Below are 26936 nucleotides of genomic sequence, written 5' to 3'. Positions count from 1 at the left end.
CTCAAATATGATTTTTGATAAGTAAACAGAGTTACCTACTAACTTCCTTAAAAAAATCCCGGTACAAACTCTGGACGCTTGCTTCACCGGGATAGCATTGAGTTAACTTTTCCAGATAATTTGAGGCTTTTGTCCGGTCGCTCCGGTTAAGGTGAAAAACGAAAAGGGCATAAAGTAAATCGAAATTGCATGGATCAAGGACCAGCCCTTTTTCGAAAGTCGCGCTGGATTTTGCGTCCTGACCTGTTGACTGGTAAAGCAAACCCAGGTTGTAGAATATTCGTGGGTTGGCGTTTGGTAACGAAACTGCAGTCTCCAGCAAAGCAATGGCTTCCGAATTCCGGTTTTGCTCGGCATAAAGCAACGCAAGGTAATAATAGCCTTCGGTCATTTCGGGGTGAAAACGGATCATCTCGCTGAAAAGACGATCGGCTAATTCGGTTTTGCCATCAGCATAGCTTTGGATGCCAAGATTGATCCTTGCCGGATAGAATAACTGGTCAAGCGCCAGTGCTTCAGCATAATTCTCCATCGCTTTCGGGCGGTCGTTCATTTTTGAATAATAATTCCCAAGGTTGTAACGCCCGGCCGGAAAATCTCCAGCCCACCAGAGTGATTGCCTGTATTCTTCAACGGCATTGCGAAAAGCGGTTAGCTGAAATTCATTAAAATCTGAATTATTAAATGTCAATAACTTGCTGGCTGCCTCAATCCTGACCGACTTAACCGGGTCGCTGAGCAAAGGCACCAGGTTGGTTAACAAAATTACGGAGTCGGCAGGTGAATAATTGTTGGCAGCCATATACCTGAGTAGCGGATCAGGATTATTAAGCAACCTTCTGATAGTTTCCTTGGCGTTCTGATTACCATATCCCGAAAGGTAACTTATGGCCGTAGCCCTGATGATTTCAGGATACAGATCGTTGTTGATCAGCCGGATCAGCTCCATATCTGAGCCGGGTTTACGCTCGTAAGCAACGGCCAGAATGGTTGCATAATGCGCTTTTTTGGCTTTGCCGTACCATTTATCAATAAACTCGAGCGCCCATTCATTGGTTTCGCCATCGTGGCAATTGATGCAGGCGTTGGGTGTACCCAGTTGGATGGAAAGGTCCGGGCGCGGGATGCGCATGCTGTGGTCGAATCGCTTATCCACACCCATGAAATACTGTCCGGGCATGTGGCAGTCGCGGCAAAGGTTTCCATCGCCGGGGCCAAGTTTTTGACCTGATTTGTTCACAAACGTAATCCCGTCTTCTCCTTTTGCTTTATGAAAATGATGGTTAAAGGTATTGTATTGCTCTTCGATGTGGCATTGGGTGCACAAAGCATTTCCTTCCAACAACGGCTTACTGCTGTGCGGATCGTGACAATCACCGCAGAAAACATCGTTCATGTACATTTTGCTTTGTGTGAATGATCCCCAGTCGAACACCTCCTCATGAATCTGGCCGTCCACATGGTAATTGGGCCTCATGGGCAGTTGCGGAACGGCATAACTATAGAAATCGCTGCTCCGGTGATCGTTGGCGCCCATCGAACTTCGTCGGGAGTGGCAGGGAGCACACGATTCGACATACTGGCGTGAAGTGAGGTTGCTTGTTTGCAACACCAGGCTGGTATTCACATTCTGCGGCCTGCCCATTTCGGGTAACTGTGCCCATTCGATATGCAACGACCCCGGGCCATGACAGGCTTCACAGTTCACACTGATGTCAACCCAGGTGGTATAGTAGCTTTTCGTTTCCAGGTCAAAGTTCTTTTGCAGGTTGGTGGAGTGACATTCGGCGCACATGCTGTTCCAGTTCTGACTCTGGTTGGTCCAGTAAAGCCAGCTATCCGGTTTAAGGTCTTCGGGATTGTAAACCATAGCAGCCATGTGAAACCATTCATTTTTCAACGTATTCCAGGCAATCGGAAGGCATTGGTAGCGGCCATTTTCAAAAGGGATCAGGTATTGCTGAAGAGGGCGGATTCCGAAAGTATATTTCACCTCAAACTCCTGCATCTCCCCTCCTACCCCTTCGGTAAAAACCATGAATTTACCATCGCGCCGGAAAAAACGGAAAGTCTTTCCATTAAAAATAAATTCCGCATTGTTGAAATCACCCAACACGGAGCTGTCCGAGGCAAACATCATGGCTTTGGCGTGATCCGATTCTTTCCACAGCCGGTACTCGGGCTGATGACATTCGATGCAGGCATGACCGCCGGTAAAAACAGCCTCAGGCTTCCAAACTTCGCCGGCAGGACGGTTGACCAGTAGCGACAGTGGAATGCTCAGCGCAATCACTGCAGTGGCGATCAGTCCTGTTATGTTCCAGCTTTTATGATTCATGGCGGTTATGCATAAACAAGTTGATCTTTATCGAATGAATTTCGTTTTTTGATAGCGCCGATATCTACTTTCACCAGGCCATTTTCGATGTAAACGGGATAATAACTGAGCGCCCTTGCTGCAGGGGGATTCAAAACTTCTCCTTTGATGTTGAAGGCAGACGAATGGCAGGGGCAGATAAACCTTTGCTTGTCCTCCTCCCAGGTTACCGAACAGCCCAGATGGGTGCATCGGAGCGACAGGGCGATGAATCCGCCGTCCTGCTGCCGTGCCAGGTAAAATCGTCCTCCCATAAATGCCGTAACAGTGTTGAGAGAAAATACATCCACCGGACCAGCTGCAAACAATTGCCCGGGAGGCGCCGTTTTTTGCTTTTTACCTGAAAAAGAATAGGCTGCAACCATCGCAATCACTTCAACTGAAGCGACAATTCCCAGCCATTTCCAGGCACGACGGAAAAAATCCTGGCGGGTAATCCGATCTGGGAGTGAGGCATTGGTTGCCATTGACTGTTGTTTATTCTCCGAATCTTTCATCTTGTGAACCTTAACACGCCTGGTCTGGAATGTACTAAAAGCAAATTTTCAATCCAAATGTGGAATATCATGCTGTTTACAGTTAAACTTTTATAATCCATTTGCAAATATTGGCTGAAATCACGGTTTTTCATTTACACTTAAATGTTTCAGGGTATGAACCCAATAATTCGATTATATCACCGGGAACATCATTTTTCAGGCGCTCATTGACAAAATGCAGGTTTTTCTCAAAGGTGTAATTCTCAAACGAATTGGTGACATTACCCTCTTTATCAGTCTCGACTTCCATCATCATAATCGGGTCAGGACAATCAGGTTTGAATTGGTCGAATCTAACCATCTTAATTTCAGGGTACGATTTAGTTCTAAAATAAACGATCAGATTTTTAAGATCGAAAACAGTTGTAATAAGAGTGCCATAATTCTGCGGAACATCAACATGTTCTGGGGGAGGAAATTTATTGAAGCCGATATTATTTAAAAGTTCAAATGCTGATTTTACAACATGCTGATTTTTATGATTTTGAAAATCTTGAATATAGGTCGCCCCCATGGCCATTATTTCTTCTACACCAAAATTCCTTTCGGGAATTATTCTGTTCCCACCAAAACCCTGGTAATCCTTCAGGTAATTTATTGACTGCTCATAATTATCGTTGCTGAGTATCGGATAAGGCATTGTTTCATTGGTGAATATAACCCATTCGCCTTCAATCGGCTCTAAAATTGCTGTACGCCCAATTGCATCACAAACGTAATAATGCTCTCTGGTAATTGATTCATCCGAAATACTGATTTCATTTACTGCCGAAACTACCTCATGAGTACTTGCAAAATTATCAAGCATGTAGGTGATGAAATGAATCTGGTCAATTACGGGGGCGCCTTTGATTGAGGGGTATTTGGCTTCGGCAAATCCGACATGTCCCATTGAAAGCCCCTTCTCGTTCATCCCGCAAATTGCAAAACCAACACCAAAAACATTTAATGTGATGCTGGAATATTTCGATGTCCATCGTGGAATATCTTCATCCGGAAATTCAAAACCTTCTTTATTAATATTTCTGGGATTAAAGACCAAAAGGCCATTCGGAACGGTTACATCATGATTGCGCCCTAAAACGACTGTATCACCTGACATTAAACTAATGATTGAACAGTTAGTTGTAACCTGTGAAAAAATTACCTGACAACCAAACAGAACATGTACAGCTATTAATATTAAAGCTTTCATAATAAACTATTTAGATCATTATTCCTTACAAAATTAATCATAACGCCATATCTTTTCCCCTAAAAAACACCCCTATAATTGTCAGTACAACGAAAGCCGCAATGATAAACACAAAAACAACCTGCACCAGCTCCTCTTTCGAAAGCATCAGGCACTTAATATGTAACCTGTAAAAACCGGCCACAAAAACCAGCAGGATAAAAATGGGTATTGCTCCGTTGGTGATCACAGCAGGGATGGCCGGTAGCAGTATTTCGAAATTGAGGACATATTCATTAAACAGAATCCCGGAAAGCGTTACAGCAGCAGCAAAAATTGCCGTGGATCTGGCGGATTGCTTTCCTTTTTCCGAAATAAACCAACGCCCTTGTGGTGGTTCATTATCTTTCAAAAATGGAATCCACGCAAAAAACACCATGGCTCCAATTGGGATTACAAAAGCAGCGAAAAAGGGATGAAAATGCATAAGCAACTCCTGCACACCGGCAAAGTACCACGGGGCTTTGGTGGGGTTTGGGCTGTAAGCCGGATTGGCCTTTTCGAGCAGCGGCGCATTGAAAAGTGCTGAAAATAGGAACAAAACTGCAATCAGGACAAGGGAAACGATGAATTCCTTGTACACAAGATCAGGCATCACCGGAACCATGTTAATCTTTTCATTGGTCGCCGGAACCAGGACTCCTCCGGCTTTGCGCACCCGCCAGAAATGGTAAACTGAAATTACCACAATTAAAAATGGCAAAACGGCGGTGTGAAAATTGAAAAATGTCTGCAATGTGCCTGCATTCAGCTCATCACCACCGACAATCCATCGCTGAAGGTTATCCCCGATCAGCGGTAAATATCCGACAATATTGGTGCTGACGTTAATAGCCCAGTAAGCCAGCTGATCCCAGGGGAGTAGATAACCTGTGAAATTCAGGAAAACAATCAACACCAGGAGCACTAGCCCGAATAGCCAGTTTACCTTTCTTTTTTCCCTGTAAGCGCCGGTAAAGAATACCCTGAGAAAATGCGAAAAGGCAATCAGCAGCAGAAAAACACCTCCCCAGTAATGAATGTTTCGCATAAAAGCGCCAAACGGGATATTCCTAGTGAGAAACAACACTGAGTCGTAAGCTTCGGCCACCGATGGCGTGTAGTTGAACCGCAGCAGGATTCCGGTAAAAATCTGGATTACAATCAGCAGAGCGGCCATCCCGCCAAGACCGAACGTACGGTTGAGTTGGATGGAGGCTTCGTTTACCCTTGGTGGATGAAGATGTAAGAGAATATTTCGCATGAATAAAACGCCAGTAGTTTAACCTGCCACTCAATAAACACATTGGTTTGAGGTTCCAAAGTTAATAGAAATATCCGACTGGAAATCTTTCGCGTAAACTACTTGTATAAACTGATCAAAACGTGCCTCATCTAAACGCAGGCAGAGATTTTTAGTACTTAATCCCGCACGCGCGGGTAACTTAACTTCAAATTTAGCGTTTCCTGCCTGCCCGTCAGTAAAGTAGAGCAGGCGGGTCCTGCGAAGCAACAAACCACTACTTACGTGTAAGTGCTCTTGTAGCCAGTTTTTCCCTGTATTTTTTCTCTAACACACTTGCAAAAGCTGCTTTGTCATCCCGCAGAAATCCCATTGCTTCTCCATTCACAATAGTCGGATGGATGTCTCTAAGGTGATTATCGCTCCAGATTGCAAGCTCTACAAGTATAGGTGTCAAAGCCAATCCCTTATCAGTTAAAAGATAGAGGTTGGTCTTTTTATTATTAGGTGGTTTTGTTTTGATGATGATCCCAAGTTCTTCCAGGAGTTTAAGCTTGGCCGAAAGAATATTGGTAGCAATGGCTTCCTCACTTTCCGTAAAGTCCTTAAAAGTTTCCTTGTCTTGTATCAGCATCTGCTTTACAATAACCAACATCCACTTATCGCCCAAAACATCCAGGGCTGAAGTAAACGGGCAATTACATCTGAAATCCGATCGCATATGTTAAGGCTATGTTAAATTTTATTTCTAAAATGAACTTTTTTCAATTTTACTTGTCTTTTGAAAGTAATTTAATAATTTTGCTGGCGAAACAAAAGTAATATTTTTTATCAAATGACAAAAACAATGAGAAAAGTAATAAGCGTATTTGTGTTATCAGGCATTCTCGCTTCCTGTGGCACGAATCATTCTAAATCAACAAGCGAGGATAATTCATCAAAAACAAAATCAATGACCAACAAAGAAATCGTAGGCACTTTCTTAGGTGCTGTTGCTAAACAAGACGCTGAAACAATGCGCAAATTTGCAAATGCTGATTATATTCAGCACAATCCGTTTGTTCCCACCGGACTTGAACCGTTTATCAAATTGCTACCCGTCTTAAAAGAACACGGAACATATGCTGAAAACGTGAGAATGTTTCAAGATGGCAACTATGTGTTTATGCACAACATCTGGAAAAATGCCAAACCTTTTGGAGCAGATGAAATGGTGGCATTCGACATTATCCGTGTAGATGAAAACGGAAAAGTAGCTGAACATTGGGACGCTATGACTGTCCTTGTAAAAGAAACAGCCAGCGGAAGATCACAAACCGATGGCCCTGTAACTGCAGAAGACCTGGACAAAACCGAAGCGAACAAGGCATTGGCAGTATCTCTAGTAGAAGATGTATTGATGGGTAAAAATCCGAGTAAAATATCTGAATACATCAGTGCAGAAGAATACCATCAACACAACCCACAAATCAAAGACGGATTGAGTGGAATAGTAGAAGCAGTAGAGTATCTCACTTCTCAAAACAATATGTTTAAATACACCAAAATCCATAAAGTGTTGGGTGAAGGAAACTTCGTGCTTACAGTAAGCGAAGGCGAATGGAATGGTGGGAAAAAACACGTATTTTATGACCTCTTCAGAATGAAAGGCGGTAAAATCGTAGAGCATTGGGATGTGATTCAGGAGATTCCTACAGAAGGAATGGCGAATAATAATGGAATGTTTAATTTTAAATAATATCAAAAATGAAAAATGTAATCATCACAGGAAGCAGTAACGGATTTGGCTTAAAGGCCGCTAAAGATTTTGCCGACAAAGGCCATCAGGTTTTTGCAACAATGCGTAATCCAAACGGGAAAAATGCTACTGCAAAAACAGAATTAGAAGGACATTCTGCCCACATCAAAGTCGTAGATATGGATGTCACAAAAGATACATCTGTAAAGGAAGCAATGGCTAATATTTTTGCAGAAGCAGGAAATATTGATATTCTTATCAACAATGCAGGGATAATGTATTTAGGCATTACCGAAGCATTCAGCGTTGAGCAAGCAAAATTTCAAATGGAAACCAATTATTTTGGAGCCATCAGAGTGATGCAAGCTGTTTTACCGTCTATGCGTAAAGCTGGTTCAGGTTTAATTATCAATACTTCATCGTTGGTAGGTCGTATGTCGCCACCGTTTTTTGGAACCTATACCGCTACCAAACACGCTTTAGAAGGATATTCGCAGGCTTTGCGCTATGAAGTTTCACCCTTTGGTGTGGATATCGTACTGGTGGAGCCAGGACCATTTGGTACGGGGCTTTTGGCTTCAGGTCAAGTACCCGGACATAGCGAAGTTTTGGAATCTTATGGTGAGTTGGCTGGTGTTCCTAAAGTAATGGGCGAGAGTTTTGCTCAAATGTTACAAAGTGAAGGCTCACCCGACCCACAATGGGTAGTGGATGCTTATATGAAACTGGCAGAAATGCCTGCTGGCAAAAGGCCTACAAGAACCGTAGTAGGTATCTCCTGGGGCACAGATGAAATCAACAAGCTAACGCAACCTATACAAGACAGAATTTTGAAAGAAATGCAACTCGATTCGGTTTTGGGTGGTGTTTCTGCATAATCATAGAACTTTATGTTCATTTTTAAAAAATCACAAGGGTTACGGCTTTTGTGATTTTTTTTTGTCAACTGGTTTTGTGTAGTTTCGTCCTAAATTGGCTGCAACTATCGTTTAAATAAGGTTCTAACAATTATCTTTTCTCCAGTTGCTCAGATGACATGGAGTACTTAATTTCGAACTGAGGGAAACTACCCACATTTTTTGGAGATCTCGGGTCAGGATTGATAAATTGAATTTGTGTTGAATCACTCGTTGCCCGAAGATAATTTTCGAGGCTGTTTCTGCGGGTGTTTGCGAATAAATCAGCCAATGAATCAAGGGCTGTCGCAGGGATGATCACTTTTGAGGCATCAAGGATTTCAAGGGAATCTGATTTTGCTTCAACTTTCAGGAATTCAATAAATTCGTCTTCATCCTTCATATAATCCTTACCAGTTTTTGCCATAAAAATCTTCCCTGCTTCATTGATGGCTATCTGATCTTTTTCCTTTTCCACATCATTGAAATAAACCAGTTCAATCACCAACCCACCTTTTTTTTGTTCGAGCTCAAGAAGCAGATCAATTTGATGCTGTCTCTTTGCAGTGAAAGTGGTGTCGAGATAATCGTATTCGATAGCCTTGATATCGCTTGGATCTGCGCTTATTACCCGTGCCAGAAAATCAAAAGGTGCAGTGGCAATTTTAACGATAAGATTTTTGAAGGTATTCCAAACGATTTTGCCAATGCTGACTGTCGGATCGTTCAAATCACCTCTGACGGGGATATCAAGGTCAATCACCCCTTTTCTGTCTTTTAGCAGAAAAAGAGCAAATTTTACCGGTAAATCATACAAGCCACCTGATTTTTCGCCAAGTTCAGCATGTTGAATAATCAGCTTGTTCTCGCTCGTAAGCTGATTTTTGATGATTTCGGTGTGGCTCCGGTAATACATGTCGCCATACAAAACCGGGAACCCCATGTAAAACCTCGAGTAAATGTTCAGGTCGCTAAGCTGAAACCCGGTGATGGTATAATCGAGAATGATTTCATAAGGATTTGAAGGATCTAAACCCACTTCTGCCACAAGCTTTCCCCTGTTGTTAAGGAGCATGGTAGAATAAATATTCAACCAGTCGGATGTACTCAGGATGCTGTCGGTATGCATTTCGATCTCGCTGAGGCTGTAGTCAAATGCTTCGCCGGTAAGATTATCCCTGTAATCCATCACTCCCCTCCTTATGACCAGATGATTAATGGCATAAAAAAGCGATGGATCAGTATCCTGGTTTGTAACCTCTTCCGTAAAATCTGACTCCTCTTCATCAAAGGTGATGTTGAATATTTCGAAAAAGTTGTTGGTTGCCGTATCCAGTTCAAAATAAACATAAGGCTGGGTAAAGATCAATGAATCGATGATATAGCTATTATTATAGTAATCAATTGATTGTAACCTGCAATCCACCTTGGCGGCGCCCAGAAACTCCTTACTTTTCGTGTCAGACATCATGAAGTCATTCACTTCAACAGTCCCCGAAACAATAGATTTTTCTGCTGCATTGATATTCCCTGCAATGTCAACCATGCAGTTTAATTGTCCTCTTAACTCATTGATATTGATGTAATCGGTAGTGTACGCCCTGAAAGAATCCAGCTGCAGGTTATTGATGACTATTTTGGCGTCAAAATCGCCTCCCACCGGATCAACATTGATGGATGACTCAAAAAATCCTTCATCCCTGAACGAAAAACGGAGGCCTGCTTCACTTTTCTCGCTCTGGTTCCACCCGATGTAAGGGATAAAAAATGAGATGTCGCTGAGCATCTTGGTATCTCCAAGGCTTCTGTTATCAAACTCCAATTGGGAATGTTTGAATTCAATATTTGACAGATGAAATTTAAAAGACGATGAAGATGTAGTGTCTGTGACTGCCGAATCGCCTTCGGATGAGTGGAATGCAACCAGGTCGTCGAAGTTGAATGTTGAATCATATTGAATTACTTTTGCCGACAACCCGCTGATATAAAACCGGTCCATCACAAATTCATCTTTAAGCAGCTTAAACGGTTTCAACCTGATAAGTAAGGTATCAAATGAAACAAACTCATCCTCCCCGTTGGCCTCAAACAGTATAAAATCAGTCATCAGGATTTTACCGGTGAAGTAGTTAACCCTGAGATTGGCCAGTTCAATCTGTCGCCCGACCAGTTCCTTGCTGTGTTTTACGGCATAGCGCCTGATAATACCTGGAAGCAAAACCAGGCTGATTACAATAACCAAAAGAATTACCCCCAGCGTCCAAAACAGAATCTTCTTTTTCATTCAACTATTGTTTTTAAACAACAATTTGCAAAGTTAAAATTCTGATAAAACAAACGAACTCAACTATTCCTTCGATTCAAAAGGATAAATAACTTTCCAGTCTTTTTTCATGTCCACTACTGTCCAGCCTTCTACCAATGCTTCGTCAAGTCCTTTATCAAACCTGCCGATGTGCGATTCGCGGTCGTATGCCCATTCCCGGTCAGCATCGGTGTGATGTATAAAAACCATCAACCGTTTTCCATCTCCTGCTGAAGCCCATTGAAGCATTTGCAGGTCGCCATCAGAATTTCCGAAAGCTGCTACCGGCTTTTTACCAATATGCTGATGAATGGCAACAGGTTTCCCTTCCTTATCATCAAAGAAGTTTAGTTCAGGGAGTTTGACCAGAACCGGTTTTCCATTGCGAATCTCAAAAGCTGCTTTTACCGAACTGCCAATTACCTGTTCAGCCGGAATGCCATAAACTTCCTCAGTCCACGGGCGCATAAAATCAATACCCCCTCCTGAAACGATGTAGGTTTTAAAACCATTGGCCTGCATAAATTCAAGCACTTCAATCATCGGCTGAAAAACCATTTCCTTGTATAATTTACCGGTTTTCGGGTGTTTGGCTGTGGTAATCCAATCGGTTACACTTTGCGAAAACTCATCAGTTGTCATTCCGGCATGGGTGGTCATAACCAGTTCTGCCAAACCCTTATCACCAAACGAAAGTACAGTGTTTAAATCGTCAGCAAGTACCGCTTGAATCAAAGGATTTGTTTTCCACTCGGGATGTTCAATAGCCATTGCTTTCACGCGGTCGAGGGCAAATTGCAACTGAAAGTAATACGGTTGCTCCGACCAGAGTGTTCCATCATTATCAAACACAGCAATGCGGTCGGCTGGCTGAATAAAATCCGCGCCTGCCTTGTTGGTGACGGCTTTCACAAAATCAATCACCGATTGTTTTGCCGGCCCTTCGTTCCATGTGGGAAGCGGGTCGGGTTTTGAATTTGAAGATGACGTTCCTTGTTCTGTATGCGAATTACAAGCGGAAATTGCAATTACAAGAAATAAAAATGTCATTGTTTTCATGTTGGTTCTTATTTGTTTAAAAATTATGATTGTCCTGCCAAATGACAGAGCAATCATAATTTTTAACCTTCAAATTAATGCCCTCCGATTGAGCCGCTTGTCATCGATTCTATCTTTTTCTGTGTTTTTGACAAACTCCAGTCACCTGCAGTTTGGCTTGGTGGGTAATCGATCAAAGTAGAAAGGAAATTAAAAGCATATCCCTGCATTGCAATCAAAATATAGGCCCTGTCAATATACCAATCATAATATGTGTTGGATCCTTCAATAGCCTTTTCAAATGGATCTCTACGCAGATTTATCAAATAAGGAGCGCGCAATTCTACGAAAGGCTCAAGCCAAATTTGTAATTGTTTTGCTCTGTTTTCAAGGAACATCGCTTTCCAGTCGCCATACCGTAACGCAGCAATTTCCCCGGCATCGTTTACATAAATAAATCCCTTCCGGGGCGATTCTTTCACATTTCCTGTTAAATAATACAATTGATTTTCACCATCAATGTAATTTTTATAGGATCGCCCATTAATTGTTGTTCCGCTTAGTAATCTTTCTTTCACATCTGTATCGCCTGCAATAGCTGCAAAAGTTGGCAACCAGTCTTCGTGTGCAACAATCCCGTTTAAGGTTACATTTTCAGGGAAATGCCCTGGCCAGCGAATAAAGGCAGGTACACGAAAGGCACCTTCCCAACTTGAGTTCTTTTCTCCATGAAAAGGTGTTGTGCCGGCATCAGGCCATGTGTTGTAATGTGGACCATTATCAGTAGAATAAAGTACAACTGTATTATCAGCAATTCCCAATTCGTCAAGGAGCTGGAGCAATTGCCCAACGTGCATATCATGTTCAACCATTCCATCACCGTATTCGTCTTGTCCTGAAATACCGCGAAGTTCATCTTTAACATGTGTTCGAAAATGCATACGGGTACCATTCCACCAACAAAAGAATGGTTCGCCGTCAGCATTTTTGCGTTTGATAAAATCAATCGCCGCAGCAACAGACTCATCATCAATTGACTCCATGCGTTTTTTTGTTAATGGACCAGTGTTTTCGATGGTCTGTCCACCTTTTCCATCGGCTTTACTTTTTAAAACACCACGCGGTGCATAGGTTTCTGCAAAGGTTTTTCCGCTTTTCAAAATCATATCAGCCGGATAATCTTCATTTTCTGGTTCTTCTTCCGCATTTAAATGATACAGGTTACCAAAAAATTCATCGAAACCGTGCATTGTCGGTAAATGTTCATCACGGTCACCTTGGTGATTTTTACCAAACTGACCAGTTGCATAACCTGCCCCTTTCATAACAGTGGCAATAGTTACATCAGTTTGCTGCCACCCCTCTTTAGCTCCGGGCATTCCAACTTTGGTCATTCCCGAACGAACCGGAACTGAACCACTGAGAAATGCAGCCCTACCCGCAGTGCAACTTTGTTGAGCGTAATAGTCTGTGAACGATACTCCTTCACTGGCAATGCGGTCAATGTTGGGCGTACGGTAACCCATCATCCCGCGATTGTTGTGGCTGATGTTCCAGGTGCCGATATCATCACCCCAGATAACGAGGATATTTGGCTTTTTGCTCTCCTGTGCTGCCAACAAGATCGGCAACAATAAGATTAAGGCTAAAAATCTGATTTTAAACATGATAATTGAAATTGATTGAATGAATGAATAAAAAATTGAATAAATTGTTGAGAAGTCAACTTTTGAATGATCTATGTAAGATTTTAGCAAAATTATTCATACAAACAATGTAGAGATGTCCTTGTTGAATTCAATTTTAATGTACTTCAAATAAATCTTTTCCTTTTTCCGTAAAAACCACTATTTCAGCATCATATATTAATCTTTCAAAATGATTTTGTTGTCTCGAATCATTATTCAGGACATTTTCTATTTTCGCAAGATTAAAAATGATCCCCAATGAGTTTCACTTTTTCTGAACTGTTCAGTTATTTTGGCAGCCTTCTGGGAATAATTGTAAGTATGATCATTTTTACGAAAATGCAAGGGAAAAAGGAAATCAGGATCAGCCTGGCACTTTCTATACTTGTGGCTTCTGTAACAGTAATACTCGGCGCATTGATGTATTCAGGCAAAACGGGCTCAATACCCCACCTAATCCGTATCGAAAGTCCCATTCACTATCTTTTTCCTCCGGCTTGTTTCTTTTATACCTACTCTTCATTGCATGCCAATTTCAGATTTCGCTGGATTCATTTGCTTCACCTGTTGCCTTTTTTATTGAATATCATCGAATTTTTGCCTTTCTACTTAAGCAGTCCGGAAGAGAAGGTAGAGTTTTATTATGAACTTGTTGAAGGAGGTTCGGTGATCATCCCGCTACATTATCTGTTCAAAACAATCAGCGTGATTGCGTATTTTGCTTTACAAGTTTTATATTTTTTGAAGTTCAGGCAAAAAGTAGCTGATGACGGCCAAAAATCATTAGTCCTCTGGTTCTCGATATTTCTTTCAGGACAGCTGATGCTTGGTTTGGGGTTTTTAACAGACCATATTACAGGTTTACACCTGTTTGAAGACCCCTACCGGTATGCAATTACCATGGTGACACTGTTCCTTTATACTTCAACCATTGCCTTGCTGTTTTTCCCCGATTTATTATATGGTTACCTGTCTTCCCAAAAAAGGCCTGTGGAAAAATACAGCCGTTCTCTTCTCAAAGAGGATAATAAAAACGAAATTCTTGATCGATTTATGACTTTTCTTCAGGATCAATCCAAGCCCTGGTTGAATAGTAAATTGTCGTTGCAGGATGCATCAAGAGCCATCAATGTAGCTCCAAAAGAACTTTCACAGGTGATCAATGAAAAGACACTACTCAATTTTAACGATCATATTAACTTTTACAGGATTGAGGAGGCAAAACATATCCTCGTTTCAGATGAAGTGAACAAGATGACCATTGACGCTATTGCATTAAAAGCAGGGTTTAATTCAAAATCACCATTTTATCAGGCTTTTAAAAAACATACGGGTATGACGCCTAAACAGTTCATCTCAGATCAACATGAGGAAAGACCAGCATGCTGATTATCAGATGGTTTTTTGTGTTTATTCATTAGAATTGTCTTCCTGGAACACGGTAAACGCTTGAAGGTATTACACATGGATTCAGAACGATAAATTTGGCTCCTTAAAGCCAAAAAACATACTTTTGACCTTTCATTAACTCCCCTCTGATATGCAAAGTTTTTTATCAAAAGTTTCCTATCATATTTGTTCACGACATCCCGGCAACCTGGCCGATGTGTGTATCGTGCTGCCCAACCGCCGGGCAGGTCTGTTTTTAAAAAAACTGCTACCTGAAATCACGGGTAAAACTACCTGGTCGCCGGATATCTTCTCTATTGAGGACTTTTGTGTGCACGTTTCGGGCTACCGGCTTGCTGACCCTGTTGGTTTGCTTTTCGATTTTTATGAAATACACAAAACCATCGAAGGTGAGAATCAACAACCATTCGACGAGTTTCTGCAATGGGGACAGTTACTACTGAAAGACATCAGTGAGATTGACATGAACCTGGTGGATGCCAAAGCGTTGTTCAATTACCTCACTGAAGCCAAAGCAATAGAAAAGTGGAACCCCGGAAATCCCCAGCTTACAGAGATGATGAAAAATTATCTGCGCTTTTACCGGTCGTTGTATGACTACTATCATGCATTGAGTAAACAAGCGGAAATCAAAAAGGAGGCTGAAAAAGGGCATATATTTCGAAAGGTAGCTGAAACAATCGATGACATCTCCCTGACATTGACCTGGAAAAAGATCTATTTCGCCGGGTTTAATGCACTCACTGTGTCCGAGCAAAAGATTACGTCCACCCTGGTAAATTCAGGAATAGCTGAAATACTGTGGGATACCGACGATTATTACCTTTCGGACAAGAACCAGGAAGCCGGCCACTTTTTAAGAAAAGAACTGGCTTCAACCGGGAAAGAGCATTTTAAATGGATTGATGAAGGTTTCAGGGAGGTGAAAAAGGACATTACGATTTGCGGTGTGCCAAAAAATCTCGGACAAGCAAGGTATGCAGCAGATGTGATTCAACAATGGGCCGATGTATCGAAAACAGAAAATGTTCAGGAAACTTTAACCAATACAGCGTTGGTTCTTGCCGATGAAAACCTGCTTTTTCATGTCCTCAGCTCACTTCACGATCAGACACCACAATTTAATGTCACAATGGGCTTTCCGGTAAAATTCACCTCAGCCTGCCAGTTTTTTAACCAGCTTTTCCGGCTTTATGAAAATACAGTCCGCTTTCTTTCGGTTGACCAAAACCAGCCCAAAGGATTCTACTATGTTGACATGTTGAAGTTATTGCAACATCCTTATCTTAACCGTACGACAGAAAACACAACCCTTGTTGCGACTATCCGGCAGGCAAACAGGGTTTTCTACCAAACTAATCAAATTGAGGCATTGATAAAAAACATGCCTGAACAACCCGGGGCGGTTTACTCAAAAATATTTAGTAATATTTCCCCTTCACCGAAAGAGATACTAAACACGTTTGCTTTTTTAATCAATGAGTTCCGCACCTATTTTATTATGGAAAGCCCCCCGGGTAATGACGGAAACAGCCTTATTGAAATCGAGTATCTTTTTCATTTCTCAAAAATAATTACCCGAATCAGTGGATTAATCACTCAATACCAATCCATTAACCAGGTAAAAACCCTTCGTAAGATTTTTGATTACATTGTTCAAACAACCAGGATTCCTTTTGAGGGAGAACCGTTGCAAGGCCTTCAGATCATGGGACTGCTTGAGACGCGCTCCCTTGATTTCGATAAAGTGATCCTGCTTTCGGTCAATGAGGGCATTTTGCCTTCCACATCCTTCGGGAACTCATTTATCCCACTCGACATCCAGCGGGATTTTGGACTGCCTGTTTTCAAGGAGAAAAATGCCGTATTTGCTTATCACTTCTACCGTTTACTGCAAAAGGCCAAAGAGGTTCATCTTGTCTATAACACCGAGCCTGACGAACTTGGAGGCGGCGAACCCAGCCGGTTCATTTATCAACTCCAACAAGAGTTACCAAAGTATCAGGCACAACACAAAATTCAGGAAATTATCCTAAACCTGCCCGTCCCCAACCTCTCTGCCCCTCAGGAAATAACGATTCCTAAAGACGATGCTATTTACCAAAAGCTGATCGAAAAGGCCGGCACAGGGTTTTCACCATCAGCCATCAATCTTTACGTTAATTGCTCTCTTCAGTTTTACCTCAAAGAGATTGCAAAAATTACCGAAGCCGACGAAGTGGAAGAAACCCTTGAAACTGCCACGCTCGGCAATATTGTGCATAAAGCGCTGGAAATTCTCTACCAGCCATACGTTAGTCAAATCCTCACACCTGACCACATTTCCGAAATGCAAAAAAAAGCCGATCAGGCCATTGCAATTGCTTTTGCAGATAAATATTCCGGTGGTGACATCAGTTTTGGTTGGAACAAGTTGAAAAGCGAAGTAATCATCAATTTTGTCAGGTCATTTCTTGCAAAAGAAAAGGAATTCCTTAAAAAGTTCGCACAAACAAATAAGAGCATTACCCTTCTTAATCTTGAAAAAAGATTCGAAGCCTCTATTACTTTGCCCGATGACAAAAACATTCAGGTTAAACTAAAAGGCTTTATTGACCGGGTGGACAGGGCTGGTGACATCATCAGGATCGTTGATTACAAAACCGGATTGGTTGAGAGCAAAGAACTGACATTCAGTTCATGGGAAGCCTTCGTTGATTCGGCTGCTAAGGGTAAAGCCTTTCAGGTGCTGATGTATGCCTGGCTATTCCAGCAAGAACATCCTGAACTCGCCCCCAATTACACGAGCGGAGTGATTAGCATGAGGAAACTCAGTGAAGGACTTATGAATTTTTATATCAAATCCGATCATCGTGGGGAGTCGGGGGAATTAATTGGCGAAAACCAATTGGTACAATTTGAGCTGATGTTGATCGAAATCCTCAACGAAATTTTCAACCAGGAAATTCCATTCTCCCAAACAAATGACCTGAACATCTGCAAGTATTGCGACTTCAGTAAATTATGCCATAGAAACAACTGATAAGATGGATAACCAAATAACAAAAATTAGATTTTTGAGATTGTCCAATTTCTGAATTACACTAAACATTGGGTTTGATGGTATTCTACTAATTGTTCTCTAAATCTCGGGTAAGTAGCTTAAATTCAGTTGAATTAAGTAAATCTCATCATCAGCCATTAACCCAATTTTCTAATTGTAGCGTTTCAATTCTCCTGAATTCTTTGATATTGTTGGTTACCATAATAACTCCCAATCTTAATGCATGAGCAGCAATGAGTAAATCCATCGGTCCAATAGGAGTACCTTTTTTTTCTAAATCTGCACGTATTTCACCATATGTAATGGTTGCTTCGTAATCAAAATCAACAATTTCAATCGGTGTAAGAAATTTTATTAAGGCTTCCTTGTTTGCTGCCGGATTTGAACTCTTCTAAGCGCCATACTGAAGTTCGGCAAGTGAAATCGTTGATATCCCAACATCACCGGGGCTCAGATTTTTGAATTTTTCAAATACCTCAGCTGGCTTTTTCTTAATGATGTAAATACAGATATTTGTATCGAGCAGGTAAATCATAATTCAAAGAAATCTCTGGTTTGTTGGTCTGGTTGATTTCTTTGGTCCATAAAATCCGCAGTGAAAGCATCCGTACTTTCGATCAGATTTTGCCAGGGATTGTGGTAAGGAATAATGAATAACATATTCCCCATTTTTTTGAGATAAACCTTGTTATCATTAATACTCATCGCTTTTGGAATTCTGATGGCTTGGATTCCTTTATCAATTTTGATTTCAACTGCTTCTATATTCATTTTAGGACATTTTGACTGGCAAATTTAAGTATTTACCTGAATTGCTGGATACATAACATTGCGATGCCCTAGAATATTACTTCATTCTCAATGGGTATTAAATAATTAAGCATCAAAATGTAAAATCCGGCCAGGAGTATTCTCTCGGTAATGTATTCATTAAAAATCCATTGAATTTCCCTAAGCCCACAAATTGTTTCTTTTACGATTCAAAATAATATGTATTTTTGCAACCATGTTGCAAAAAACAGTTACCGAACCTTCCGTTTTACTTAAAGAGTATAACCTGAGCCAGACAAAAATCAGGGAGGATCTGCTGCAGGTGTTGATGAACACCGAGGTTGCCTTATCTGCCCTCGAAATAAACGAGCGCATGGAGACGAGTTGCGATCGTGTAACGCTATACAGAAACTTGAAAACATTTGTCGAAAAGGGGATTGCGCATCAGATTTTTGTTGACAATCATGAGTCAAAGTACGTTTTACCTGATCGCAGTGTGCAATCCGAAGAAAGTGCCGGGGAGCACATCCATTTTAAATGCATGAATTGCAGCGTAGTGAAATGCCTTCACAACTCACCCATTCTGCCGGTTGCCCTTCCGGAAGGATTTATAAAACTCGAATCCAATTTTGTGATTTTTGGCCTTTGCAACGATTGCAGCAATACTGATAAATGAAATAACGCATTCAATTTAAATAAAAAAAACATGAAAGTAACAGCCTGCCGCCAGACACATTTCAATGCCACACACCGGCTTCACAATCCCAATTGGGATGATCAAAAAAACGAACTGGTGTTTGGCTCGTGTAACAATCCGAATTATCACGGGCACAATTACAATCTGATTGTGAAGGTAAAAGGGGAGGTCAATCCGGAGACGGGTTACGTGATGGACATGAAAGAGCTCAAGGATATCGTAAAAGCCAGTATCGAAGACCGTTACGACCATAAAAACCTTTACCTGGATGTGGAGGATTTTGCCGATCTGAACCCGAGTGCCGAAAACATCGCCATAAAAATCTGGAGCATTTTGCGGGAAATCATTGACCCACAATTTGAACTTTCGATTGTACTTTATGAAACCGACCGCAATTTCGTAGAATTTGACGGAGGACAATAAAACGGGGATTTTATGTCGGTGAAAAAGTTGACAAAAAATATCGTATCATTGATCCTGATAGCCCCCATAAGGATTTATCAGTATGGGATATCGCCTCTTACTTCGGCATCATGCAGGCATGTTCCTACCTGCTCCGAATATGCAGCTGAGGCGTTGAAGCTGCATGGAGCCGTCAAAGGAGGCAAACTGGCAGTGAACAGAATTTTGCGCTGCAATCCATGGGGCACTTCGGGTTTTGATCCTGTACCCCGCTTTTTAATTAAAATAATTGATTTGAATAAATATCAAGGTATGAATAAAAAAACGCAAAAAAGTGATCGCCTGAAAAAAGCTGCAACGATGCTTACTATACTGCTGTCGGCATTTACATTAATTTCTATCCCCGGGTGTACAAATGCCACAAAAGATGATTCCGGAAAAATCAAAGTGCTGGTCAGCATATTGCCACACAAATATTTTGTGGAGCAGATTGCAGGTGACCTAGCTGATATCCAAATACTTATTCCTCCCGGATCAAATCATCATATCTACGACCCCACTCCACGCCAGATGAAAACCATCAGTAAAAGTGATGTCTATTTCTACAACGGGAACCTTACTTTCGAGCACCTGCTTCTCCCTTCGATCAAAGCCAACTACCCTGGCATCAAACTGGTCAAAATCACCGAAGGGATTGAACTGATTGCCGGCCATGAATGTGATCCCGAAGATACCGAACACAGCCATGACCATGAAGGAGTGGACCCGCACACCTGGCTCTCGGCACGTAATGGGGTCATTAAAGCAGCAAACATCCTGAACGCGTTGATTGAGGCAGCTCCTGAACACAAAGAGGAATTCATAAGGAACTACGATCAATTGAAAGCTAACCTTCATGTACTTGATGAAGAAATTGCCGAATTGCTTTCAAACCTTCCGAACAGGGAATTTTTAATCTTCCACCCTACCCTGGGTTATTTTGCAAGGGATTACCAGCTGGAGCAGATTTCGATTGAGTACGAAGGCAAAGAGCCTACTCCCTCACAGTTGAAATCCTCCATTGACCAGGCAAGAAAAGGAGGGGTGAAAATTATTTTTATACAAAAAGAGTTCGATGCCACCAATGCCCAGATTGTTGCCAAAGAATTGAATTGCAGGGTGGTTCAGATTGACCCGCTTTCGGAAAACTGGTATGAAAATATGCTGGAAATTGCTTCCCTTATTAATGCATCAAATAAATAATTGACACAATGGGAAAGATCGTCGAATTGCAGTCAGTTACGGCAGGATATGAGGATGAGATCATTCTTCGGGATGTGAATTTTACGATTCACGACAACGATTTTATCGGGGTGATTGGTCCAAATGGCGGAGGCAAAACCACATTGGTAAAGGTGATCATCGGTTTGATTAAACCCGTTTCAGGAAAAGTAATCTATCACCGGCAGGATGAAACTGCCGAAACACGAAAGTTAATCGGATACCTTCCTCAGGTGAGTAGTACCGACCGGGTTTTCCCCATTACGGTGCTTAATGTTGTGCTTTCAGGGCTTGCAAGAAGAAACCGGCTGGTCAATCATTTCTCCAAAACACACCTGGCCAAAGCCCGCGAGATGCTTGAAGCAATGGGTATCTCCCACCTGGCCGGAAAAAACATCGGCGAACTGTCAGGTGGGCAACTGCAACGCGCTTTTCTTTGCCGTGCCATCGTGTCCGACCCCAAGCTGCTAATCCTTGATGAACCGAACACCTATGTGGATAACAAATTTGAAAGCGATCTTTACAAAACACTGAAAGATCTGAACAAACGTATGGCTATCATGATCGTTTCGCATGACGTTGGAACAATCACCTATTTCGTGAAAACGATTGCCTGTGTAAACCGCGAACTGCATTACCACGAATCGAACATCATCAGCCAGGAGCAACTCGCGGCCTACAATTGCCCGATTCAGATTATCGCACATGGCGACATACCCCACACTATTTTAAAACAACATAACCACACCCACTGATTGTATGGAATCATTTTTTAATCTTTTTCAATACCAATTCTTTATCAATGCATCATTGGCTGCGGTACTGGCAAGCCTTGCCTGCGGTATCATCGGCACCTATATCGTTTCCAAAAGGATCGTCTTCATCAGCGGTGGAATAACACATGCCTCTTTTGGTGGTATTGGTATCGGGTATTACTTCGGTTTCAATCCGATCCTCGGGGCAATGGTTTTCAGCGTGCTATCTGCACTCGGAATTGAATACATGGCAAAAAAAACCAATGTCCGTGAAGACTCCGTAATTGCCATCCTGTGGTCGTTTGGAATGGCCGTCGGCATTATCTTTATCTTTCTCACACCCGGCTATTCAGCCAACCTGATGAGCTTTCTTTTTGGAAATATCCTCACTGTGACCAACCTGAACCTTTACTTGTTACTTGCCCTTTCGTTGGTAATTATTGCCATCTTCCTTCTGATGTACAAAACCATTCTCTTTGTTGCTTTTGACGAACAATATGCGCGTGCTGCAAAACTTCCGGTGGAAAAGGTCAACTATATGATGATTACCCTGGTGGCGCTTACTATCGTGCTAAACATAAAGGTTGTAGGTATCATCCTTGTAATTTCGCTGCTCACCATCCCTCAGGCCATTGCCAATATTTTTACAAAAAAATTTGAAAAAATCATTCTGCTATCAATTTTAATCAGTCTTCTGGGTAGTTTTTCCGGATTGTTTTTATCCTATTACTTTAATCTCCCATCCGGTGCTGCAATTATCTTTTTCCTGGTTTTACTTTTCATTATCGGTAAAATAATTAAAAGCATCCAGATTTCACTAAGTATTAGAAATCAAATCCATAGAGCCTTATGATTACAAAAAAAAATTTTCGGAGCCGCAGGGAGCCGCAACCTAAACGCATGATGATGATCATGTTGCTTTTTTTGATTCCTCTGGCTTTTTTACTGGTTTTTGCCATTGAAATATTGAACCCTACTAATGCAGATGTTTCAGAAAGCATACGGCAGGTTCCAAATGAAATCCAATTCCGGGTTGACGGGCAATTGAGTTTTTACACAGCCGGAGGTGATTCTATTACCACCATTTCAATCGAAATTGCAGAAACACCGCAAAGCCGTGAAAAAGGACTGATGTTCAGATATTTGGTTCCTGATACAATGGGCATGCTTTTTATCTATCACGAGGAACAGTATCAGGGTTACTGGATGAAAAACACGCACGTTCCGCTGGATATTCTTTACGCTAATAAAGATTTTGGAATTGTAAGCATATACGAAAATACCAAACCTGAATCAGAAGAGATCCTGCCATCAGGTGACAAGGCAAAATATGTGATCGAAGTGGCTGGAGGGTTTGTCAAAAAGCATGGCATTAAGCGCGGGGATAAATTCAGCTTCCAGAGTTTTAGCGAAAAAGATTGAGGTAATTTCTGACTGTCAAAGTTTGGTTTCTCATCGCTCAGATCAGCATAGTTGTTTTCTTACCCAAACTCCACCCTCACCGTATCATCCACTTTCAGTCCGAGTAACCCGGAAGCATTACCCATACTGACAGCAATCTGCAGGTTACCGGAAGAGCTGAACAAGGCAACGATCTCTCCTTCGTGAACATCTTTGTAGGAATTGCTGATTTTTTTTACGCTATAACGCGATGCTCCGAAAAGCACACGGAAAGGGCGTTTCTGACCTATCTTAACAAACAAATCATGGTCAATATTTGTAAACACATTTTCATAGCTATCCACGTATACCACATGGCCTTTGATCAGGTTGTCGGTGGTCACCGGACGCAGTGGGATTTTTTTGGTCAGTTCATCTCTTACAGGGCCTAATTCCTTTAAATCTTTACCCTCGGAAATATGCTGGGCTACTTTTACAAAGACATCATAAGCTGCAAATGTGAAGGTATCGGATTCCTGGTGAATGTCAATTTCGATAAGGGTGTCCGGCTCGCGGTCGAAGGCAAGGGAGAAAATCCCGTTGTCGGCACCAATGAAAAACATGCCGTCATATGCAATCAGTACATGTGGCATTTCGATGGTGGCTTCAGAGGTGATATCAACTATGTGAATTGTTCCCTTAGGGAAATTAAAGTAGGCGTTTTTAAGCACAAAAGCAGCACTGTTCAAATTGAAGGCGGGAATGGTATGAGAAATATCAACGATGGTTGCTCCGGGGATTTTCGATAAAATCTTCCCTTTAACCATACCCGCATAATGATCTTTCGTTCCCCAGTCGGAAAGCAACGTGATAAGCGCCATATCCCCTTGATTACTCGTTTTAGCCAAACAAAAAGCAAAATTAGTATTTCTTCATCACGGCTTGGCAAATTTTGATAATTTTGGGGGTTGATAGAATTATGAATCCGCGTATTTTAGCTATGTTATTTCAACATTAGCTAAATGTCCGGAAACAGAAAATATGATTTTAAAAGTATTGATATTCAATAACTATGTTGAATTGTAAATGGACAGGACAAAAATGGTAGAACATGACTTTTTAATTGACAGGTTGACCAATTCAATTCTGAACACTATTTCTGGGGATAGTTTTTCGACTGAGGTTTCAATTTTAACAAAAACCGATCTCAAAAATATTACCAAAAAAAGCGGATGGAATTTTGATTGGAAAGCTGAGTTTAAAAATGAAAAGTCTGAACAATACAAATTATCAATCGTAAACAATCCTCATATTATTCAGGGGTTATTAAGTATTACAATTGAAAGTGATCACGTTTTTATGCGTTTACTCGAAAGTGCACCATTTAATATTGGGACGAATAAACTTTATGAAGGCGTTGCTGGTAATCTGGTTGCCTATGCTTGCAAAGTTTCTTTTCAAAAAGGATTTGATGGATTTGTTGCATTCACAGCTAAAACACAGTTAATTAAGCATTACGAAAAAACATTAGGCGCTTTTCATTTCAAAAACCAGAGAATGATAATTGATACGGTTGCCTCTAAAATACTTGTTGAAAAATATTTCAAAACGCAATAATATGGCACACATTAAAGAACCAGTGGGAATAGATTTTTTAATCGAAAGTCAGCCGCTGACTGATAAAGAAAAACAGGAAATAAGTGAATTTATTAAAAAAAGAAAAGCGTTTTACTTGCGAAAATCTTTGCCCAAAAAAAGGAAGATTAAAGAAGAAGTAAATTAATGTGCGAATACATGATAGCTGGCCCATCAATTTTCGCGGTAAGTTTCGAGTTTTTTTTATCTCAATAATTTGAAAATCAGGAAAGATAAGTTGAAAATTTGACTTATGCCAAACCTACAAACAGAATGTCCGAAAAAATCATATCACTTGAGTCTGTTAATCCTCTTGAAATTTTTGGCGTAAACGATGCCAATTTCGAGTTGCTGAAAAGTCACTTTCCTAAACTAAAACTTGTTGCCCGCGGTACTGAACTAAAGGTGATTGGTGAAGAAGGAGAAATTGATCTGTTCGAAAAGCGCTTTTCGTTGCTAATTCTTCATTTTGAACGTTTTGGCAAACTGAGCGAATACGACGTCAGGGATTTGCTCGACGGCGAAGCGGATGATGTGCCTCAAAGTTTGCAGCAAAATACCGATGTACTTGTACATGGCCGTAACGGCAAACTGATAAAAGCCCGTACACCAAACCAACAGAAAATGGTTGAAAGTTGCAAGCGGAACGACCTGGTGTTTGCCATTGGCCCGGCAGGAACCGGAAAGACTTATACAGCTGTGGCTCTGGCTGTGCAGGCATTGCGGAATAAAGAAATTAAACGAATAATTCTTACCCGCCCTGCAGTGGAGGCCGGAGAAAATCTTGGATTCCTTCCCGGCGATCTTAAAGACAAGCTTGATCCCTACCTCCAGCCTCTGTATGATGCACTTCGGGACATGGTTCCATCACAAAAACTGCTGGGTTACCTCGAAGACGGAACAATTGAGATAGCTCCGCTGGCTTTCATGCGTGGACGAACGCTCGACAACGTTTTCGCTATCCTCGACGAAGCCCAGAACGCCACCGAAAACCAGTTGAAAATGTTCCTCACGCGCATGGGGTCTTCAGCCAAATTTGTAGTTACCGGCGACATTACACAAATTGACCTCCCGAGAAACCAGTCCTCAGGCCTTATTCAGGTGACCAAAATTCTGAATAACATTCCCGGAATTGATTTCATTTACCTGAACGAAAAGGATATTGTGCGCCACAAACTGGTCGTTCAAATTATCAATGCTTACGGAAAATTATCCAATTCAAATAATCAAAACAGACAAAACAATGGAAACGATAACCAAAACAAACTTTAGTTTTTCTGGGCAAAAAAGCCTTTACACCGGCAAAGTACGCGATGTTTACAACATCAACGACGAATTGCTGGTGATGATCGCCACCGATCGGATTTCAGCTTTTGATGTCGTATTACCCGAAGGGATCCCTTTTAAAGGGCAGGTGCTCAACCAGATTGCAGCCCGCTTCCTTGATGCTACTGCCGACATTGTCCCCAACTGGAAAATTGCCGTTCCTGATCCAATGGTTACAGTGGGCGTTTATTGCGATCCTTTCCCGGTTGAAATGATCATCCGCGGTTACCTCACCGGCAGTTCATGGCGCACTTATCAAAAAGGAGCAAGAGAAATTTGCGGCGTTCCCGTTCCCGATGGAATGAAAGAGCACGAGCGCTTCCCCGAACCAATCATCACCCCCACAACAAAAGCACAAACCGGCCACGATGAGGACATCACGCGCGAAGAAATCATCAACCAGGGATTGGTTTCGGATGAAGATTACCAGCTTTTGGAAAAATACACACTCGATCTATTCAAACGTGGTACCGAGATTGCTGCGCAAAAGGGGCTTATTCTCGTGGATACAAAGTATGAATTTGGGAAAAAAGACGGGAAAATCTACCTGATTGACGAAATCCATACACCCGACTCATCGCGGTATTTTTACCTTGAAGGTTACGAAGAAAGGCAGGCCAAAGGTGAGGCTCAAAAGCAACTTTCAAAGGAGTTCGTACGTGAATGGCTGATGGCCAATAACTTCAAGGGCGACCCTGGTCAGCAGGTTCCCGAAATGACCGAAGCCATTGTCACTTCAATTTCGGAACGCTACATCGAGCTCTACGAAAAGATTACCGGCGAGAAATTTCAAAAAGCCGATGTTTCGGCTGTGCTGAAAAGAGTGGAAGGGAATATCAATGCGTTTTTGAATAATAATTATCCCGGATAATCCGAAATATTAGCAATCAAAAAAACTAAAGGAAAAGCATGAACGAAGACATTTTTCAGGGATACAAAGGGGGAGCGCTCGAAACATTGAAAAAATACAATGTGCGGGTTTGGGGGCAGGCTAAAGTGAATACTACCCGCGGGCCGTTTGCGGGCACTATTTTACCGCGCTCCGAAAATGATGACGATCAACATATTGTGATGAAAATTCCAACCGGCTACAACATTGGGATTGACATCAAAACCATCCTCGAGATGGAGGAGACCGGCTACAAAAAAGCCAACTACAAAATCCCTGAAAAAGAGTTTCCATACACCAAAAACCTTCCGAATGTCAAGTTGTTCGGAAC

General features: G+C 41.7%; 25 protein-coding genes and 1 pseudogene. 15 read left to right on the top strand and 11 right to left on the bottom strand.

Annotated elements, in window-relative coordinates; all coding sequences use genetic code 11:
* Positions 1–31: 31 nt before the first annotated feature.
* The 5 genes from IH598_00155 to IH598_00135 form a co-directional block, all read right to left on the bottom strand.
* The gene (locus IH598_00155) at positions 32–2338 is read right to left on the bottom strand and encodes a tetratricopeptide repeat protein (GenBank protein MBE0636912.1); all 2307 of its coding nucleotides are present in this window, start codon (positions 2336–2338) and stop codon (positions 32–34) included.
* Positions 2339–2343: 5 nt separating this feature from the next.
* Positions 2344–2844, bottom strand: coding sequence for a Rieske 2Fe-2S domain-containing protein (locus IH598_00150; protein ID MBE0636911.1), 501 nt, complete (start codon positions 2842–2844; stop codon positions 2344–2346).
* 160 nt (positions 2845–3004) lie between these two features.
* Positions 3005–4018, bottom strand: a complete 1014-nt coding sequence (locus IH598_00145) for a linear amide C-N hydrolase (GenBank protein MBE0636910.1) — start codon at positions 4016–4018, stop codon at positions 3005–3007.
* A 130-nt stretch (positions 4019–4148) separates the two neighbouring features.
* Complete coding sequence (locus IH598_00140) at positions 4149–5393, bottom strand: cytochrome b N-terminal domain-containing protein (protein ID MBE0636909.1); 1245 nt, start codon at positions 5391–5393, stop codon at positions 4149–4151.
* A gap of 256 nt (positions 5394–5649) precedes the next feature.
* The gene (locus IH598_00135; GenBank protein ID MBE0636908.1) at positions 5650–6093 is read right to left on the bottom strand and encodes a helix-turn-helix transcriptional regulator; all 444 of its coding nucleotides are present in this window, start codon (positions 6091–6093) and stop codon (positions 5650–5652) included.
* Positions 6094–6219: 126 nt separating this feature from the next.
* On the opposite strand from IH598_00135, the gene IH598_00130 reads away from it, so the two are divergent.
* Both IH598_00130 and IH598_00125 read left to right on the top strand, forming a co-directional pair.
* Positions 6220–7110, top strand: coding sequence for a nuclear transport factor 2 family protein (locus tag IH598_00130; GenBank protein ID MBE0636907.1), 891 nt, complete (start codon positions 6220–6222; stop codon positions 7108–7110).
* Between the two features lie 8 nt (positions 7111–7118).
* Positions 7119–7988 carry an SDR family oxidoreductase gene (locus IH598_00125; GenBank protein ID MBE0636906.1) on the top strand — a complete coding sequence of 290 codons (870 nt, stop codon included), beginning with the start codon at positions 7119–7121 and terminating at the stop codon, positions 7986–7988.
* A gap of 130 nt (positions 7989–8118) precedes the next feature.
* On the opposite strand, the gene IH598_00120 is transcribed toward IH598_00125, so the two are convergent.
* From IH598_00120 to IH598_00110, 3 genes are all read right to left on the bottom strand, one after another.
* On the bottom strand, positions 8119–10290 hold the full coding sequence (locus IH598_00120; protein MBE0636905.1) for a DUF748 domain-containing protein: 2172 nt from the start codon (positions 10288–10290) through the stop codon (positions 8119–8121).
* Positions 10291–10353: 63 nt separating this feature from the next.
* Complete coding sequence (locus IH598_00115) at positions 10354–11361, bottom strand: haloacid dehalogenase-like hydrolase (GenBank protein ID MBE0636904.1); 1008 nt, start codon at positions 11359–11361, stop codon at positions 10354–10356.
* A gap of 83 nt (positions 11362–11444) precedes the next feature.
* Positions 11445–13016 carry an arylsulfatase gene (locus IH598_00110; protein MBE0636903.1) on the bottom strand — a complete coding sequence of 524 codons (1572 nt, stop codon included), beginning with the start codon at positions 13014–13016 and terminating at the stop codon, positions 11445–11447.
* A 279-nt stretch (positions 13017–13295) separates the two neighbouring features.
* Here IH598_00110 and IH598_00105 point away from each other — a divergent pair, with 279 nt between their 5' ends.
* Together IH598_00105 and IH598_00100 are read left to right on the top strand one after the other, a co-directional pair.
* Complete coding sequence (locus IH598_00105) at positions 13296–14426, top strand: AraC family transcriptional regulator (GenBank protein MBE0636902.1); 1131 nt, start codon at positions 13296–13298, stop codon at positions 14424–14426.
* 151 nt (positions 14427–14577) lie between these two features.
* Positions 14578–17469, top strand: coding sequence for a PD-(D/E)XK nuclease family protein (locus tag IH598_00100; protein MBE0636901.1), 2892 nt, complete (start codon positions 14578–14580; stop codon positions 17467–17469).
* Positions 17470–17620: 151 nt separating this feature from the next.
* Here IH598_00100 and IH598_00095 read toward each other — a convergent pair.
* Both IH598_00095 and IH598_00090 read right to left on the bottom strand, forming a co-directional pair.
* A pseudogene (locus IH598_00095) lies at positions 17621–18025 on the bottom strand (type II toxin-antitoxin system VapC family toxin).
* Positions 18022–18261 (bottom strand): AbrB/MazE/SpoVT family DNA-binding domain-containing protein, encoded by a 240-nt coding sequence (locus tag IH598_00090; protein MBE0636900.1) that lies wholly within the window; start codon positions 18259–18261, stop codon positions 18022–18024. Before IH598_00090 ends, IH598_00095 begins: the two are co-directional and overlap by 4 nt.
* Positions 18262–18496: 235 nt before the next feature.
* On the opposite strand from IH598_00090, the gene IH598_00085 reads away from it, so the two are divergent.
* From IH598_00085 to IH598_00060, 6 genes are read left to right on the top strand one after another with little or no spacing between them, the layout of a single operon-like run.
* On the top strand, positions 18497–18937 hold the full coding sequence (locus IH598_00085) for a transcriptional repressor (GenBank protein MBE0636899.1): 441 nt from the start codon (positions 18497–18499) through the stop codon (positions 18935–18937).
* A 30-nt stretch (positions 18938–18967) separates the two neighbouring features.
* A complete protein-coding gene (locus IH598_00080; GenBank protein ID MBE0636898.1) occupies positions 18968–19381 on the top strand; it encodes a 6-carboxytetrahydropterin synthase in 414 nt (137 codons plus the stop codon).
* A gap of 12 nt (positions 19382–19393) precedes the next feature.
* Positions 19394–20602 carry a membrane protein insertion efficiency factor YidD gene (gene yidD, locus IH598_00075; protein MBE0636897.1) on the top strand — a complete coding sequence of 403 codons (1209 nt, stop codon included), beginning with the start codon at positions 19394–19396 and terminating at the stop codon, positions 20600–20602.
* Positions 20603–20610: 8 nt separating this feature from the next.
* Positions 20611–21375 (top strand): ABC transporter ATP-binding protein, encoded by a 765-nt coding sequence (locus tag IH598_00070; GenBank protein ID MBE0636896.1) that lies wholly within the window; start codon positions 20611–20613, stop codon positions 21373–21375.
* Positions 21376–21379: 4 nt separating this feature from the next.
* Positions 21380–22228 carry a metal ABC transporter permease gene (locus tag IH598_00065; protein MBE0636895.1) on the top strand — a complete coding sequence of 283 codons (849 nt, stop codon included), beginning with the start codon at positions 21380–21382 and terminating at the stop codon, positions 22226–22228.
* Complete coding sequence (locus tag IH598_00060) at positions 22225–22797, top strand: DUF192 domain-containing protein (GenBank protein MBE0636894.1); 573 nt, start codon at positions 22225–22227, stop codon at positions 22795–22797. The genes IH598_00065 and IH598_00060 overlap by 4 nt, the downstream gene beginning before the upstream one ends.
* Before the next feature lie 59 nt (positions 22798–22856).
* On the opposite strand, the gene IH598_00055 is transcribed toward IH598_00060, so the two are convergent.
* A complete protein-coding gene (locus IH598_00055; protein MBE0636893.1) occupies positions 22857–23636 on the bottom strand; it encodes an SAM-dependent chlorinase/fluorinase in 780 nt (259 codons plus the stop codon).
* 205 nt (positions 23637–23841) lie between these two features.
* On the opposite strand from IH598_00055, the gene IH598_00050 reads away from it, so the two are divergent.
* From IH598_00050 to IH598_00030, 5 genes are all read left to right on the top strand, one after another.
* Positions 23842–24372 (top strand): hypothetical protein, encoded by a 531-nt coding sequence (locus IH598_00050; protein ID MBE0636892.1) that lies wholly within the window; start codon positions 23842–23844, stop codon positions 24370–24372.
* Position 24373: 1 nt separating this feature from the next.
* Positions 24374–24538 carry a hypothetical protein gene (locus IH598_00045; GenBank protein MBE0636891.1) on the top strand — a complete coding sequence of 55 codons (165 nt, stop codon included), beginning with the start codon at positions 24374–24376 and terminating at the stop codon, positions 24536–24538.
* Between the two features lie 125 nt (positions 24539–24663).
* Positions 24664–25662, top strand: coding sequence for a PhoH family protein (locus IH598_00040; GenBank protein ID MBE0636890.1), 999 nt, complete (start codon positions 24664–24666; stop codon positions 25660–25662).
* On the top strand, positions 25634–26587 hold the full coding sequence (locus tag IH598_00035; GenBank protein MBE0636889.1) for a phosphoribosylaminoimidazolesuccinocarboxamide synthase: 954 nt from the start codon (positions 25634–25636) through the stop codon (positions 26585–26587). Before IH598_00040 ends, IH598_00035 begins: the two co-directional genes overlap by 29 nt.
* Positions 26588–26625: 38 nt before the next feature.
* Positions 26626–26936 (top strand): Glu-tRNA(Gln) amidotransferase GatDE subunit D (locus tag IH598_00030; protein ID MBE0636888.1); only part of this gene is annotated, 311 nt, incomplete at its 3' end.

The sequence above is a fragment of the Bacteroidales bacterium genome, from assembly GCA_014860585.1.
Taxonomy (GTDB): Bacteria; Bacteroidota; Bacteroidia; order Bacteroidales; family 4484-276; genus RZYY01.
This window is presented reverse-complemented; position numbering and strand designations above follow the sequence as displayed.

Coding starts and splice junctions, on each gene's coding strand:
- IH598_00155 (MBE0636912.1), bottom strand. CDS start 2,338: ATGAATCATAAAAGCTGGAACATAACAGGACTGATCGCCACTGCAGTG.
- IH598_00150 (MBE0636911.1), bottom strand. CDS start 2,844: ATGGCAACCAATGCCTCACTCCCAGATCGGATTACCCGCCAGGATTTT.
- IH598_00145 (MBE0636910.1), bottom strand. CDS start 4,018: ATGTCAGGTGATACAGTCGTTTTAGGGCGCAATCATGATGTAACCGTT.
- IH598_00140 (MBE0636909.1), bottom strand. CDS start 5,393: ATGCGAAATATTCTCTTACATCTTCATCCACCAAGGGTAAACGAAGCC.
- IH598_00135 (MBE0636908.1), bottom strand. CDS start 6,093: ATGCGATCGGATTTCAGATGTAATTGCCCGTTTACTTCAGCCCTGGAT.
- IH598_00130 (MBE0636907.1), top strand. CDS start 6,220: ATGAGAAAAGTAATAAGCGTATTTGTGTTATCAGGCATTCTCGCTTCC.
- IH598_00125 (MBE0636906.1), top strand. CDS start 7,119: ATGAAAAATGTAATCATCACAGGAAGCAGTAACGGATTTGGCTTAAAG.
- IH598_00120 (MBE0636905.1), bottom strand. CDS start 10,290: ATGAAAAAGAAGATTCTGTTTTGGACGCTGGGGGTAATTCTTTTGGTT.
- IH598_00115 (MBE0636904.1), bottom strand. CDS start 11,361: ATGACATTTTTATTTCTTGTAATTGCAATTTCCGCTTGTAATTCGCAT.
- IH598_00110 (MBE0636903.1), bottom strand. CDS start 13,016: ATGTTTAAAATCAGATTTTTAGCCTTAATCTTATTGTTGCCGATCTTG.
- IH598_00105 (MBE0636902.1), top strand. CDS start 13,296: ATGAGTTTCACTTTTTCTGAACTGTTCAGTTATTTTGGCAGCCTTCTG.
- IH598_00100 (MBE0636901.1), top strand. CDS start 14,578: ATGCAAAGTTTTTTATCAAAAGTTTCCTATCATATTTGTTCACGACAT.
- IH598_00090 (MBE0636900.1), bottom strand. CDS start 18,261: ATGAATATAGAAGCAGTTGAAATCAAAATTGATAAAGGAATCCAAGCC.
- IH598_00085 (MBE0636899.1), top strand. CDS start 18,497: ATGTTGCAAAAAACAGTTACCGAACCTTCCGTTTTACTTAAAGAGTAT.
- IH598_00080 (MBE0636898.1), top strand. CDS start 18,968: ATGAAAGTAACAGCCTGCCGCCAGACACATTTCAATGCCACACACCGG.
- yidD (MBE0636897.1), top strand. CDS start 19,394: ATGTCGGTGAAAAAGTTGACAAAAAATATCGTATCATTGATCCTGATA.
- IH598_00070 (MBE0636896.1), top strand. CDS start 20,611: ATGGGAAAGATCGTCGAATTGCAGTCAGTTACGGCAGGATATGAGGAT.
- IH598_00065 (MBE0636895.1), top strand. CDS start 21,380: ATGGAATCATTTTTTAATCTTTTTCAATACCAATTCTTTATCAATGCA.
- IH598_00060 (MBE0636894.1), top strand. CDS start 22,225: ATGATTACAAAAAAAAATTTTCGGAGCCGCAGGGAGCCGCAACCTAAA.
- IH598_00055 (MBE0636893.1), bottom strand. CDS start 23,636: ATGGCGCTTATCACGTTGCTTTCCGACTGGGGAACGAAAGATCATTAT.
- IH598_00050 (MBE0636892.1), top strand. CDS start 23,842: ATGGACAGGACAAAAATGGTAGAACATGACTTTTTAATTGACAGGTTG.
- IH598_00045 (MBE0636891.1), top strand. CDS start 24,374: ATGGCACACATTAAAGAACCAGTGGGAATAGATTTTTTAATCGAAAGT.
- IH598_00040 (MBE0636890.1), top strand. CDS start 24,664: ATGTCCGAAAAAATCATATCACTTGAGTCTGTTAATCCTCTTGAAATT.
- IH598_00035 (MBE0636889.1), top strand. CDS start 25,634: ATGGAAACGATAACCAAAACAAACTTTAGTTTTTCTGGGCAAAAAAGC.